Origin of the sequence: Limnoglobus roseus (assembly GCF_008254045.1) — a bacterium.
Taxonomy (GTDB): domain Bacteria; phylum Planctomycetota; class Planctomycetia; order Gemmatales; family Gemmataceae; genus Limnoglobus; species Limnoglobus roseus.
Window position 1 is genome coordinate 4478845 of the sequence record NZ_CP042425.1, and the last position, 14657, is coordinate 4493501.

Genomic DNA, 14657 nt, shown 5'->3' on the forward strand with positions numbered 1-14657 from the left:
TGGGCCAAGTCGGTTGACAGGGTCTCTTCTGGCTCCTTAACGTGGCAGCTTTCAGTCTCTCGGACTTCATTCCCGCCGCGTGATTCGCGCAGAATGTCCACAACACAGTCTCGTCGCTCCGGCCGCAAGCAACTGCGGTCGCGCGTCGCCATGCTCGCACGGAATATGGTGGGTTCATCAGGGTACAAAAACTAAATGCCCGTCAACTCATCATTGCGGTAACGTGCATGAATTTGAATCTTGAGAGTATTGCCGTCCCAATATTGGAGAAGCCCCTTGATATCGCTGACTCAAATTCAAGATCGGATCCATGCGGATATCAGCAACGATCGCCCTCGCTTCGCTCCTTCGCGAGTTGCACGTGCGGCCGTGGCCGGGATCGCGGCACGACTGGTCCGCATCCGCGCGGCTGTCCCTCAAGACCTCGCGAAAGTCCGGGCCTGGCTGCCCGACGCGCTCGGCGGGACGCCGGCCGCCACCGTTGGAGTCGCGACGGATGCCGCCACCGGTGCGATTGTCGGCATCGCTTCGCTGCGCGTTTTTAGTGATCGGGTGGGGCGATTTCTGCTGTTTGTGGACCCTTCATTTCGACGGCGGGGCTGCGGCACCGTCCTCCTGGAAAGTGTTCGTCGGATCGCTCAGGAAGCAGGGGCGACGCGATTGCTATCCGGCCGGTCTTTCGAGGCAACTGCTGGTGACGTCGCTGCCCGATCGGCGGTCGAGTTCCTGCGGGCACGCGGCATGTCCGTGGCGCAAGAAATCCTCTGTTACCAGGCTCAGCTAACGACGGCCCTGGCCGCGATCGAACCGCTGTATCGGCGTTACCAACGGCCGTCGGCCGACCGTGCTCGCATCGTGTCATTGGAGCACGTGGACCCACACGCCCTCGCCGCATTCGTGGTTCGCGACGTCGGGGGCCTCCCGGAAGAGGTGGCAGCCCGGCTGGCAGGCCGCGGCCGGGCCTACTGCCGGGCGACGTCGATGGTCGCCCTGATGGGCGACGCAATTGTGGGCGCCCTCTTGACCTTGCGTCAGGGCCACAATGTGTTCATCGAGACTCGCGTGGTCGATGCCGCCAGTCGGGGCAGTCACATCAACCTTGCCCTGATTTACAAGAGCATCGCCGCGGCCGTTCCCCAGGGCGTACGGACGATCGCGTTCGAACACGACACCCGCGAGCGTGACACGGCCAAACTCGCCCGACGGTTGGGTGCGACCGTCGTCGGCCGGCGGCAGTGCTGGGGTTGCGAGATTCAGCAGTCCGCTTCGGAAACCCGTGTAAACCCGGTCGAGTCTCAAGTCCAGGAAGCGGTTTCATCCGACTGGCAGGCCGATGCCCTTCGCGACCCGCGTGTCGATGGCTTGGACGTCAAACAACTCCAGGACCGGTTGGTTCTCGACTCGGCGAACGACCTGATTCAAACGCTGAGCGAACGGGGCGTCATCAGCGCCTCCATTAAGAACCGTGTGCGCGGCGTCACCCTGCAACTCAAGTTAGTCCGCCACGAGGCCGAGAGGTTCGACCGGACAACGGGGCTGAAGGCGTGCCTGCTGTTCGCCGTGCTGCCCCGCTCCGCGAGCATCTATGTCTTTGACGCACTGGCCGCCGGCCTCGCCCTGGACAAGGTGACGGTCTGTGCGCACCGGTTCCCGCAGGAGACGATCAACTCGCACGCGGCGGCACGGCTGGCCGTACCCGGCACGATCTGTCACACGCACATCGACGCCCGGTTGGGCAACCTCGCGTTGATCAACCCGTTTCTGGACCGCATGGTCGTTCACGTCCGCGACCCCCGCCAGGCCGTGCTGTCGGCCGTTCACCACATGAACGATCTCCGCCGCCGTCTGGGGGCCGGTCACGTGGCGGGCTTCGGGGCGACGTTCCCGAACCATTACTTCGATCTCCCGTTCCCAGAGCAGATCGACTTCATGATCGCGCACGGCCTGCCGGAATTTGTCCGCTGGATCGAGGGCTGGCTCGCGGCGGCGGCGAACCCGCTGTTCCGGACCAAGGTGCTGTTCACGCGATACGAAGACTTGCACGCGGACCCCGCGGCGTACTTCCGGTCGATCCTGGAATTCTACGGCGTCGCGTGGGTATCGCCGGCGTTTCAGCCGCCGCCCGCGGTCAGCGGCAGCCGGCACTTCCGAAAAGGTGCGACCGACGAGTGGCGCACCGCGTTCACGCCCGCACAGCGCGACGCGGCGTGCGCGGCCGTTCCGCTCCGCGTCCTCCAGCGTTTCGGCTGGCAGCCACACTAGTGGCGATCCTCCTTGACTCTTTGCGTTACCAATCTTCCGTGTTTCACCACGATCTCTTTCACGAATCGGAGTCTCACATTAGCAAGCATCATTGGCTGAGTTCGCTCAAGGCGTCGCTGACCGGTCGCTGCCGCCCGATCCAATCCCGTTCGACCCGCCCGTCGTCCACGGCCCGTCCCGGCCCGCTGTCCGTGGGAATACTGGAGGATCGCCTCGCGCCGGCCGTCCTCACGGTCAACAGCTTCCAGGACACGGCCTCGTCGTCCGATGCATACCTGTCGCTCCGCGAGGCCATCGCCATCGTCAACAGCGAGACGTTGCCCGCCAGCCTGAGTGGCGGAATCCTCGGCCAGATCAACGGCCCGCTTCACGACGACGGCGTCGACACCATCCGGTTCGACCCGGACCTCTCCGACCCGATCGTCCTCGGCAGCGGGCAACTTACGCTGAGCGTGCCCAGCAGCACGTCGATCGTGACCATCGACGGCGGGCTGTTCGGGGTGACGATCGACGGGAACAACGCCAGCCGGGTGTTCTCTGTCGCGGCCGGGGTCGAGGCGACCTTCTCCGACCTGACGATCATCAACGGAAAAACAGGCCTGGTGTTTGACGGGGTGGGCGGCGGGGGCATCCGGAACGCCGGCAACCTGACCGTGGTGCGGGGCACGTTTACCGGCAACACATCGTCCGGGGACATGGGGACCGGCGGCGGCGGGGCCATCGGCAATGCCGGCACGCTCGCGGTGATCGACAGTTCCTTTACCAACAACGTCTCGGACAACAACACGAGCGGTGGGAGCGGCCTGTACAACGAGGGGACCGCCACCGTCGTGGGCTCGACGTTCTTTCAGAACGGGGCCGTGAACGGGTCGAATGGCGGCGCGATCGCGATCGGTTCGGGACAGGTCTACGTGCTCAACAGCACCTTCTCCGCGAACACCGGAATCTACGGGTCGGCCATCTTCGTGGGCATCGGCGACGCACTGACGGTCGTCAACAGCACCTTCGCCAACAACGAGGACGGCGGGTTCGGCGGCAATGGCGTGATCTACACCATCGGGGCGGTGACCGCCATCAACTCGGTGTTCTCGGGGAACACGGCCGGCGGCGGGCCTGGGACCGCCATCGACTCGGACAACGGCGGCCCGGCCGCGCAGACCATCAACAATAGCTACAACACCGGCGTCGTGCTCGCCCCGCTGGCGGACAACGGCGGCCCGACCCGGACCCGCGCCCCGCTGCCGGGCAGCCCGGTGATCGGGACGGGTGTCGCCCCGACCACCATCAACACCCCCGTGACCAGTACGGTCACGCCCACCGTAATCGTGGGCAACGCGACGGCACTGGTCGTGGTCCCCGGGTACACGGTCATTCTCGTCGGCACCGAGCAGATGCTCGTCACCGCCGTCAGTGGCAGCACGCTGACCGTCGTCCGGGGTTACAACGGCACCACCGCCGCCACCCACGACGAGGACGACGCCGTTTACCCGGCCACGGATCAGCGGGGCGTCTCGCGGCTGACGAACGGGATAAGCGACATCGGCGCGTTCCAGTCCACTTCCGTCCCACAGACACCCACGCCGACCGTTACCACCCCCGCGGCGGCACAAACCGTCCCCGGCGGCGACTTCGTCATCCAGGGCACCGCAGAAGCGGGCAGTCTGGTCCGCGTCTACCACGACGTGAACAACAACGGCGTCATCGACGTCGGCGACATGGTCGTCGGCACGCAGCAACTCGGCGTGGGCATCACGAATTACGCGATCACCACGCCGTTGATGTCGGGCGCGGCGAACAATTTCCTCGCCACGGCGACCGGCGTTGATATCGAGTCCGCTCCGGCGAACGTGCCGACCCTCACGGTCGCCGCGCTGAGCATCGAGAGTTCGACGGCCCCCGCCGGGATTTTCGGCCAGTTGTATAGTTTCGCGCCGGCCGTTTCGGGGGGCGAGCCGGGGTACACGTTTAGCGTCTCCGTCGGCTCGTTGCCCGACGGCTTGACCCTGAACCCGAGCACCGGCGTGATCTTCGGGACGCCGACCGCGGTGGGCACGTCCTCCTTCACCCTGTCGGTCACGGACGCCGGTAGCAGCACCGACACGCAGGCGTTCACCCTGAGGGTGAACGCGGTCCCCGCCCTCACCGGCAGTGGGAATCCCGTTAACGCCAATTCCGGGGGCACGGCGGTCGCGGTCGATCCGAACCTGACCATCGCCGCGAACGGCCTGGCGACGCTCGCCACCGCGACGGTGAGCATCACCGCCAACTTCGATTCCACCGAGGACGCCCTGCTGTTCACGAACCAGAACGGGATCACCGGCAGCTACAACGCCGCCAGCGGCATCCTGACGCTGACCGGCACGGCCTCGGTCGCCGACTACCAGACCGCCCTGCGGTCGGTCCGTTATCGGAACACCGACGGGGCGTCGCCCGGCACCGACCCGCGGACGATTTCCTTCTCGATCGCGCCGGCCGTCTTTAACCCGGCCAACGGCCACTTCTACGAGTTCGTCACCGCGTCGGGCATCAGCTGGACCAACGCCGCGGCCGCGGCCGCGGCTCGGAGTATCTTCGGCCTCCAAGGCTACCTCACGACGCTGACGTCAGCCGAGGAGAACGCCTTCGCCTTTGCCAAGGTGAACGGGCTGGGCTGGATCGGGGCCAGTGACGCCGCCGTCGAGGGCGAGTGGCGGTGGACGGGCGGCCCAGAGGCGGGTACCCAGTTCTGGAGCGGCGGGCCGGGAACCGGCAAGGGCGCGGCGGGTACGCCGGTCAACGGTGCCTATTCCAACTGGGCAGACGGCGAACCGAATAACGCCGGCGACGAGGACTACGCGCACTTCCAGCCCAGCGCGATGTGGAACGATTACCCGGATACCGCCATGGTCAGCGGCTACGTCGTCGAGTACGGCGGGTCGGCGGGCGACCCCGTCCTTCAGGTCACCTCGCAAACGCAGGTCAACGTCGTGGTGTCCACGGCCGCGCCGCTCGTCACCAGCCCGGCAGCCGCGCAGGTCGTCAACGCCGCCACCTCCACCGTCGCGGGGACGGCCGAGGCCGGAAGCTTGGTCCGCGTGTATGTCGATGTGAACAACAACGGCGTCATCGACGCCGGGGACGCCGTCGTCGCCACGCAGCAACTCGCGGCCGGAACGGCCTTCTCGATCACCGTCCCGCTCACCCCGGACGCGGCGAACAACTTTCTCGTCACGGCCACGCTTTCGCCGTCTGCGGAATCGTCTCCGACGGACGTGCCGACCATCATCGAGGACTCGACCGCCCCGGTCACGCCCACGGTCTCCAACCCCACGGTGCCGCTGAGCGTCAACGCGGCTATGTTCCCGATCGCGGGCACGGCCGAAGCCGGCAGCCTGGTGAAGGTGTACCGCGATGTGAACAACAACGGCGTCATCGACGCCGGCGACGCCGTCGTCGGCACGCAGGTCGCCGCCACCGGGTCCTACTCGATCGCCGTGCCGCTGACCGCGGACACGGCGAACGACTTCCTCGTCACCGCCACCGACGCCGCCGGCAACGAGTCCGTCGTCGCCGACGTGCCGACCATCACCGAGGACTCGACCGCCCCCATCGGCCCGACCGTTAGCGATCCCACGGTGCCGCTGAGCGTCAACGCGGCCACGTTCCCGATCGCGGGCACGGCCGAAGCCGGCAGCCTGGTGAAGGTGTACCGCGATGTGAACAACAACGGCGTCATCGACGCCGGCGACGCCGTCGTCGGCACGCAGGTCGCCGCCACCGGGTCCTACTCGATCGCCGTACCGCTGACCGCGGACGCGGCGAACGACTTCCTCGTCACCGCCACCGACGCCGCCGGCAACGAGTCCGTCGTCGCCGACGTGCCGACCATCACCGAGGACTCGACCGCCCCGGTCACGCCCACGGTCTCCACCCCCACGGCTCCGCTGAGCGTCAACACCGCAACCTTCGCCGTCGCAGGTACTGCCGAGGCCGACAGCCTGGTGAAGGTGTACCATGATGCGAATAACAACGGCATCCTCGACGCCGGCGACACCGTCGTCGGCACTCAGCAACTCACCCTCGGGGCCACGGCTTACGGCATCACGGTGCCAATGGACCAGGACGCGGTGAACGCCTTCCTGGTGACTGCTACCGACGCCGCCGGCAACGAGTCTGTTGTCGCGGTCGTACCGCTCATCACCGAGGACTCGACGGCCCCGGCCATGCCGAGCGTCAGTAGCCCCGCCGCTGCGGTCACGGTCAATGCGCCGTCCTTCCTCGTCACCGGCACGGCCGAGGCCGGGAGTTTCGTGACGGTGTACGTAGATGCCAACAATAACGGCATCCTCGACGACGGCGACACGATTGCCGGTACCCAGCAACTGGCTCTCGGACTGACCGGCTACGACATCACGGTAACCCTGACCCCGGACGCGGTGAACGCGTTCCTGATCACGTCCACCGACGCCGCCGGCAACGAGTCGATCGTTGCCATCGTGCCACTCATTACGGAAGACTCAACGGCCCCCGTCGCTCCGACGGTGAGCGGTCCCGCTATTGCGGTCACGGTCAATGCGCCGTCCTTCCTCGTCACGGGCACAGCGGAGGCGGGGAGTTTCGTGACGGTGTACGTGGACGCCAACAATAACGGCATCCTCGACGACGGCGACACCGTCGCCGGCTCTCAGGAGCTCGCGCCGGGCGTGACCAACTACGCCATCACGGTGGCTCTCACCCAGGACGCGGTCAATCATTTCCTGGTCACATCCACCGACGTGGTCGGCAACGTTTCCGCCGCGACCGTGGTGCCGCTCATCACCGAGGACTCAACGGCCCCGGCCATGCCGAGCGTCAATACCCCAGCCGCTGCGGTCACGGTCAACGCCGCAACCATTCTCGTCGCGGGGACGGCGGAAGCCGGGAGTTTCGTGACGGTCTACGTAGACGCCAACAATAACGGCATCCTCGACGACGGCGACACGATTGCTGGCACCCAGCAACTCGCGCCGGGCGTGAGTACCTACTCAATCACGGTGCCCCTCACCCAGGACGCGGCCAACCCGTTCCTGGTCGTGGCCACCGACGCCGGGGGCAATGTCTCGGTCGCAGCCGTGGTGCCCCCGATCACCGAGGACTCGACGGCCCCGGCCGCTCCGAGTGTCATCACCCCCGCCGCTACGATCACGGTCAATGCTGCGGCCTCTCTCGTCGCGGGGACGGCGGAAGCCGGGAGTTTCGTGACGGTCTACGTAGACGCCAACAATAACGGCATCCTCGACGACGGCGACACGATTGCTGGCACCCAGCAACTCGCGCCGGGCGTGAGTACCTACTCAATCACGGTGCCCCTCACCCAGGACGCGGCCAACCCGTTCCTGGTCGTGGCCACCGACGCCGGGGGCAATGTCTCGGTCGCAGCCGTGGTGCCCCCGATCACCGAGGACTCGACGGCCCCAGCCGCCCCGAGCGTTAGCAGCCCATTGACCACGACCGCGATCAATGCCGAGGCCCTTCCCATTACGGGCACGGCGGAAGCCGGGAGCCTGGTGACGGTGTACGTGGACGGCAACGGCAACGGGATTCTTGATGACGGCGACACCGTCGCCGGCAGCCAACAGCTTGCGCCGGGTGAAACCGCTTACGCTATCACGGTGCCCCTGGCTCCGGACGCGGCCAACCCCTTCCTGGTCACATCCACCGATGCGGCGGACAACGAGTCCATCGCCGCGGTCGTGCCCCTCATCTCCGAGGACTCGACGAACCCGCCAGCCCCGACCGTCAGCAGCCCGACGGCCGCGCAAACGGTGGACGCGGCCAATCTAACCCTCACGGGGACGGCCGAAGCCGGGAGTTTGGTGACGGTGTACCGCGACGTGAACGGCAACGGCATCCTCGACGCTGGCGACACCGTCGCCGGCACCCAGCAACTCGCGCCGGGCGAAACCGCCTACTCGATCACGGTGCCCCTGGCCCCGGACGCGGCCAACCCCTTCCTGGTGACGGCCACCGACTCGGCCGGTAACGAGTCGATCACGACTGTCGTGCCGGCCATCACCGAGGACTCGGCGAACCCAATGGCCCCGAGCGTCGCCACTCCATCGACCGCAACCACAGTCAACGCCGCGACCCTCTTGGTCACGGGCACCGCCGAAGCCGGGAGTTTGGTGACGGTGTACCGCGACGTGAACGGCAACGGCATCCTCGACGACGGCGACACCATCACCGGCACCCAGCTGCTCGCGGCGGGTGAAACCGCTTATTCGATCACGGTGCCGCTGACCCCGGACGCGACCAACCGCTTCCTGGTGACGGCCACCGACTCGAGCGGGCACGGGTCCATCGCGACCGCCGTGCCAACTGTGACGGAAGACTCGACGGCCCCGGCCGCCCCGAGCGTCAGTACCCTTGCGACAACAATCAATGCCGCAACCATCCCCATCACGGGCACGGCCGAAGCGGGGAGCCTGGTGACGTTGTACGTGGATGCAAACGGCAACGGCATCCACGATGACGGCGACACCGTCGCCGGCACTCAGCGACTCGCGCCGGGCGTGACGGCTTACTCGATCACGGTGCCCCTGGCCACGAACGCGGCCAACCGCTTCCTAGCGACCGCCACCGACTCGACCGGCAACGAGTCCATCGCCGCGGCCGTGCCGCTGATTGCCGAGGACTCGACCGCCCCGACAGACCCGACCGTCAGCAGCCCGACGGCCGCGCAGTCGGTGGACGCGGCCGACCTCGCCGTCACAGGGACGGCCGAAGCCGGCAGCCTCGTGACGGTGTACCGCGACCTGAACGGTAACGGCATCGTCGATGCTGGTGACACGGTCGCCGGCACCCAGCAACTGCCTTCAGGCATGACCCCGTACTCGATTCAGTTGTCGCTCACCCAGAACGCGGCCAACCACTTTCTGGTCGTCGCGAGCGACGTCGCCGGCAACACGTCCACGGCCGCGGTCGTGCCAACCGTCACCGAAGACTCGACGGCCCCGGCCGCTCCGACCATCACCTTGCCGTCGACGCGCGTTTCGACGATCGACCAAACCTACGTCTTGACCGGCGTGGCCGAGGCCGGCAGCCTGGTCACGGTGTACATCGACGCAAACGGGAACGGGGCGATCAACTCGGGCGAAGTGGTCGTCGGGACGAGTCAACTCGCTCCGGACGCGACGGTGTATCGGATCACTATTTCACTCGCCCTCAATGCGGAGAACCACTTCCTGGTCACGGCTACGGACGACTTGGGGAAAGTTTCGCCGACGACGGCCGTTCCGAACATCGTTCAGGGCAGCCTCGACCCGAGCGTTCCGCTGGTCTTCTCGGTCGGGTCGGACGAGGGCGGCCAGATCGCCCAACTGTACAACGCCGACGGGACCATCCGGTTGAGCATCACCCCCTTCCCCGACAGCACGGGCGGCGTTCGGGTGTCCACGGCCGACGTGAACGGGGACGGCGTCCCGGACCTGGTCGTCGGGACCGGCCCCGGCGTCATGAACCAGGTCAAGGTGTACGACGGGCGGACCGGGGCTGTGCTGGCCCAGATGACCCCGTTCGAGGCGAGTTTCACCGGCGGGGTGTTCGTTAAGGCCGCCGACCTGAACGGCGACGGGAAGGCAGACCTGATCGTCACCGCGGACCAAGGCGGCGGGGCGCGGGTAAAAATCTTCGACGGGGTGACGGGTGCGGTCCTCGCGAATTTCATGGGGATCGACGACCCCGACTTCCGGGGCGGGGCGCGGGTGACGACGGGCGACGTCAACGGAGACGGCATCCCCGACGTGATCGTGGCGGCCGGCTTCGGCGGCGGCCCCCGGGTCAGTATCTTCGACGGGGCGGCCCTCCGGGCCGGGACCGTTCAGCGGATCGCGAACTTCTTTGTCTTCGAGGACACTCTCCGGAACGGCGTGTACATCACGGCCGGCGACATCGACGGCGACGGCTTCGCGGACGTGGTCGCGGGCGGCGGGCCGGGCGGCGGGCCGCGGGTCTTCGCCATCTCCGGGAAGGACCTCGTGGAAACCGGTGCCCAGGTCCCGGTCGCGAACTTTTTCGCCGGCGATCCGACCACCCGGAACGGCATCCGGGTGGCCACCGCCGACCTCGACCTGGACGGCCGCGCGGACCTGATCATCGGCTCCGGCCGAATGGACGGCTCCGAGGTGTTGGTGTACCTGGCCAAGAACATCGCCGCCGACGGCACGCCTTCCACGTTTATGGACTTCGACGCATTTAATGGGACGGACTCAATGGACCCGTTCACCGGAGGCGTGTTTGTGGGCTAATCCGGATATCTAAAGTTGAACGGTTATGCTCCGCGACTTGGCCGACATCCCAGCCATTGCAACCCATGCAGTCGTCGGCTGGGCCCTGCCCACATGGGGGGGCAATGGCCAAGGAAGGCCGATCAAGGACGCCTACGGTGATCTGGACTCTGGCTGTAAACAGGTATTACAGTTACTCTACAACTTTTTTCCCACAGCTGTTATGTCGCAAACGCCCCACGGGTATCGCAAGCGTGCGGCGGTCGTCCGGACCGTGTCAAACTGCTGGTCAGGGCTACGGCTGTTCTGAGCACGAGTGCTCATGCGGCCGTACATGATGAGCTGATACGGCAGGGTTGGGTCATACTTGCGTGGGAGCATGGTGTGAACTCTTCTCCGTTGGCGTGACGGCCCGAGCCACGCGGGCGGCGATGGCTCGGGCGACGTGGTGAATGAATCGATCCCGCAGGCGCCGGCGAACCGCGTCGGCCAACCGGGTGCGATCCGCGTCCGCCGGGTCGGCCGGGAACGCGTCCCGGCCGTCGGCGATCCGATCGGCCCAGCGGGCGAGCTGCTCGTCCGTCATCGGTTGCTGCGGGAAATCCTCCGGTCGGGGCATGGGCGTCCTCCGCGGGCGCACGCCACGACCGAGAGCCGCACCGGCCGGCTCGGCCGGTAGGCATGCGCGCCGTGTGTAGAAGGGAAAATTGCTGAGAAGTTCGGCCGCGGCGGAACGGGGTCACTCGCCCGGCCGGAACCAACTGATGAGCTCGGCCCGCGTGACGACGCGTGTCTCGGCAGCCCGGCACGCCCCGCACGCGAGATGGACGCGGAATTCCTCGGCTCTTTCGCCGGCTGGTTCGAACGACGCCAGGCCGAGGACCGACCGGCACCCCCGGCACGGGATGTTCAAGCTCGCAACGTAGTCCCGCAGGAACGCGGTCGGCCCCTCGTCCCCGTCGGCCGACCCGGCCTCGCGGCCTGACAGGGTAACCTCTCCTCCGCGACCGCGGTCACGCCCCTGGCGATCGAGGGCGTTGCGGTACTTGCAGGCGGCCGTCAGGATCACGCCGATCAGGTCCCAGTACTCGGGGCACGACGTGACTTCGTCGCGGACCATGACCCGGTCGTGGGCGCCGGTCGCGAAGAAGCGACCGGCGACGGCGAGCAGGGCAGGGTCCGTCATCAGGAAGCCCGAGAGCGGGTGGAGGGCCAGCACTTGGCCGTTGAACGCGTCCCGGCCGCCCGGGCCGGCGGTGGTCGGGTTCTGGTGGTGCCAGAAGCGGAGGAACCGCTCGCTCACCGCGTCCAGACCGCGATGCCGAACCAGCCACGGGATGAGGGCCTGCCACGCGGCCGCGTAGAAGGAGTAGAACGCCACCTTGCACTCGTAAGCGAACAGGTTCACGAAGTGCCGCACCCACGCGTTGCCGCCGGTTCGGCGGTACCGGGCGATCCACCCGTCGACCTCCCGGACGAACGATTCCATGCCGTCCAGGCCCGATTGGCGGAGGCGAACCACGCCGCTCCCGACCCACCGTTGGAACGCCTCCTGCAAGAACGGCCTCACCCATTCCGGCGGATCGAACCGGCCCAGGATCTCGTCGAGTGCCGCCCGGACCAACCCGCCGTCCCGCGCCCCGACGACCTGCCGGATCTGCCCCCGCTGGTCGTCGGGGAGTTCTGCGTCGTCCTCGCGGGTCCGGCCGGGGGCCAGGTAAGCGTCCCGGTACGCGGCCTGCATGCCCCGGGAGTCCGCGACGAGCGGGTAGCACGTCGCGCACGCGTACTGGGTCTGCCGGTCGAGTGGCTCGGCCGCGTCGACTCGCCGCGCGACCGCAATCCCGTGCCCGACCACGGCCCGGAACTGCTCGAACGCCGCGTCCGCCTCGAAGCGGCGGAAGAGGGACGTGTCCATCCAGTAGTACGTCACCCGGCGGGCGGGACCGAGATCCAGGGGCCGGGTGTGCAGGCGGAACTGAAACGTCTGGGAACCGACCGCGATCGGCACCTCCAAGTTGCGAGTTCGATTTTCGCCGGACCGAGCCATCGACTTCCCTCCCGCCCTGCGAGCGTCGTACGCGAGACGGGCCGCGTCTCCCCGGTGGTGCGGAAACGGGCCGAGCGCACATGCCTGCCAAGCGCACATGCCTACCGGGCGAGCCGACGGGCCGGTCGAGACGTTCGACGCCGGACGGCCGTTCCAGCCCCGACCGCGTCATGGACGACCACGCAAACCCTTTACGAATGACTCCCGCCGACGAGCCCGCGAGCGGTTGGGCGGACCGGTACGGCCAGAAGCACCGCTGGGTGCGGCTGACGGCGTTCCCGCCGGGGATCACGCCCCCGCGGAAGGTCCGCGTCTACCGCCGGGCGGACACGCATTATGTACTGAACTGGTGGGACCCGGCCGCCCGGAAGAACTTGTCGGAGCGGGTCGACGGCGACCTGCTGGCCGCCCTCCTCCGCGCCCGCCAAGTAGACGAGCGGGTGACCGCGGTCCGCTCGGCCGGCGTCGGCGCGGCCCCGCGGGTCGGCCACGCCGACCTCGTCGCCCGCTTCTTGGCGGACGTCGACCGCCGCGCCCAAGCGGGGGAGGTCGCCCCGAAAACCGCCGCCCGGTACCGCACCGCCCTCGACCACTACCTGGCGTACTGCGCCACCTCCGCGGCCGCGACGCGATACCCGGCCGCCGTCCGGGCGGACCGGGACTTCCGGCTCGGGCTAACCGCGTTCCTAGCGGAGCGAACCGTGGGCGGGACCGGGCCGGGCGGTCCGCGGCCGATGCGGGGCCAGCGTTACGTCCTCGACACGGTGCGGGCCGCGTTCGCGTGGGCGGCCGACCCGGCCGGCGGCGGCCTACTGCCGGACGCGTTCCGCAACCCGTTCCTGCGGTCCGGCGGCAAGGGGGGGGGCCTCGTCGGCGACCCGCTGGCGGCGCCCGACGTCACGGCCCCCATGGCGGCCGACCTGGTCCGCGCATGCGACGCCTTCCAGTTGAAGTTGTTCGTGCCAATGCTGCTGTGCGGGCTGCGGGCGGCGGAGCCGTGCCACCTGCTTCGAGCCGACCTGACCGCCGAGTGGCTGACGGTCCCCTGCCGGCCGGCGTGGCGCACCGGCCGGACGTTCAGAAAGCGTAGCAGGTGGTCGGTGGCGGTGCGGTAGCGATTAATGGACTGGACCGACGAGCGGAGGGTGTACTCGTGGTGGTCGAGCCACCGCCTCCGCAGGTCGGGGACGGTGACCGGCTCGAAGCCGAGGGCCGACGGGGCCCCGACCTCCAGTTGCCCGTTGATCTGGGCGGCGAGTTGCTTGGCGGCGTCGCGGTCGGGACCGACCCGCGGCCGGCGGCGGCGGCCGGCCTCGTGGTAGCACAGGTACCAGATTCGATTTCGCAGGTAGCCTTGGACCTTGCCAACGCGGAACGATTTGGACGTAGCCATGTCATCCCCAGAGAACCCTCCCGCCACAAAGTGCCACAAACGGTGCCACAAATCGGGGGTTCTGAGGACGACTCAGAAAGGCAAAAGCCCTTGGGACAGCGACTTGCGTCCCAAGGGCCGATCAGACAGCGGAGAGGGAGGGATTCGAACCCTCCCACCTATCGGTTGAAGCGTTCAATCCGTGATGGCCGAAGATTGATGCTGAACTGCGACAGCGCTCCGTTCAATTCCTGCAGTATTAGAGAGGCTTCTCGGTGGACGCGACAACTTCAGGCGGCCTGTTTCCCGGGTAATCGTGCGTGCGGCTTCTGATCCCGGGCGTCCTTGTGTTGTTCTTGGGTGATTCGCCGGTGATGCCAGCGTTCGAGAGCGAGGACGATAAACCGCACGATCGTCCGCCGCCGCCGCCACTTGTACCGCACCTTCTCGAAGTGCCGCAGGCGGCGGTTGGTTCGTTCGACATGGTTGTTGGTTCGCACCCGTTTGGCGACCGGGCTATGGAGAAATGTCATCATCATCTCGAACTTCTCGGCCCCGAGCAGCCCCAACGCCTGAGCCAGATCGGGATCGGCCCGGTACCGAGGGTCGTTGACCCGAGTTGGTGACGGGCGTTGGGCCACAGTTCGGCCAGGACCGCGGGGTACAGTTTTGAGCCTCCCCAGGTTTGGTGGGCAGCAGGAAAGCGGTGTAGACTCCCACAACCCGGAGA

General features: G+C 67.5%; 6 protein-coding genes. 3 read left to right on the top strand and 3 right to left on the bottom strand.

The genetic code is table 11. From position 1 onward, the window contains the following. The first annotated feature begins 369 nt into the window (after positions 1 to 369). Both PX52LOC_RS18670 and PX52LOC_RS18675 read left to right on the top strand, forming a co-directional pair. Positions 370 to 2262 carry a GNAT family N-acetyltransferase gene (locus PX52LOC_RS18670; RefSeq protein WP_149111518.1) on the top strand — a complete coding sequence of 631 codons (1893 nt, stop codon included), beginning with the start codon at positions 370 to 372 and terminating at the stop codon, positions 2260 to 2262. 191 nt (positions 2263 to 2453) lie between these two features. Next, positions 2454 to 10526 carry an Ig-like domain-containing protein gene (locus tag PX52LOC_RS18675; RefSeq protein WP_149111519.1) on the top strand — a complete coding sequence of 2691 codons (8073 nt, stop codon included), beginning with the start codon at positions 2454 to 2456 and terminating at the stop codon, positions 10524 to 10526. Between the two features lie 340 nt (positions 10527 to 10866). On the opposite strand, the gene PX52LOC_RS18680 is transcribed toward PX52LOC_RS18675, so the two are convergent. After that, positions 10867 to 11124 (bottom strand): hypothetical protein, encoded by a 258-nt coding sequence (locus PX52LOC_RS18680; RefSeq protein ID WP_149111520.1) that lies wholly within the window; start codon positions 11122 to 11124, stop codon positions 10867 to 10869. Positions 11125 to 11244: 120 nt separating this feature from the next. Then, complete coding sequence (locus PX52LOC_RS18685) at positions 11245 to 12555, bottom strand: hypothetical protein (RefSeq protein ID WP_149111521.1); 1311 nt, start codon at positions 12553 to 12555, stop codon at positions 11245 to 11247. An 80-nt stretch (positions 12556 to 12635) separates the two neighbouring features. Between PX52LOC_RS18685 and PX52LOC_RS18690 the strand changes: the two genes are divergently transcribed. Then, entirely contained in the window at positions 12636 to 13670 is a 1035-nt protein-coding gene (locus PX52LOC_RS18690) for a hypothetical protein (RefSeq protein ID WP_149111522.1), read from the top strand. Positions 13671 to 14217: 547 nt separating this feature from the next. On the opposite strand, the gene PX52LOC_RS18695 is transcribed toward PX52LOC_RS18690, so the two are convergent. Then, positions 14218 to 14466, bottom strand: a complete 249-nt coding sequence (locus PX52LOC_RS18695; protein WP_178132556.1) for a hypothetical protein — start codon at positions 14464 to 14466, stop codon at positions 14218 to 14220. Positions 14467 to 14657 lie beyond the last annotated feature (191 nt).

What these genes read in the sequence shown, in the direction of transcription:
- PX52LOC_RS18695 (WP_178132556.1), bottom strand. Translation starts at nt 14,466, where the DNA reads ATGATGATGACATTTCTCCATAGCCCGGTCGCCAAACGGGTGCGAACC.
- PX52LOC_RS18680 (WP_149111520.1), bottom strand. Translation starts at nt 11,124, where the DNA reads ATGCCCCGACCGGAGGATTTCCCGCAGCAACCGATGACGGACGAGCAG.
- PX52LOC_RS18685 (WP_149111521.1), bottom strand. Translation starts at nt 12,555, where the DNA reads ATGGCTCGGTCCGGCGAAAATCGAACTCGCAACTTGGAGGTGCCGATC.
- PX52LOC_RS18690 (WP_149111522.1), top strand. Translation starts at nt 12,636, where the DNA reads ATGCCTGCCAAGCGCACATGCCTACCGGGCGAGCCGACGGGCCGGTCG.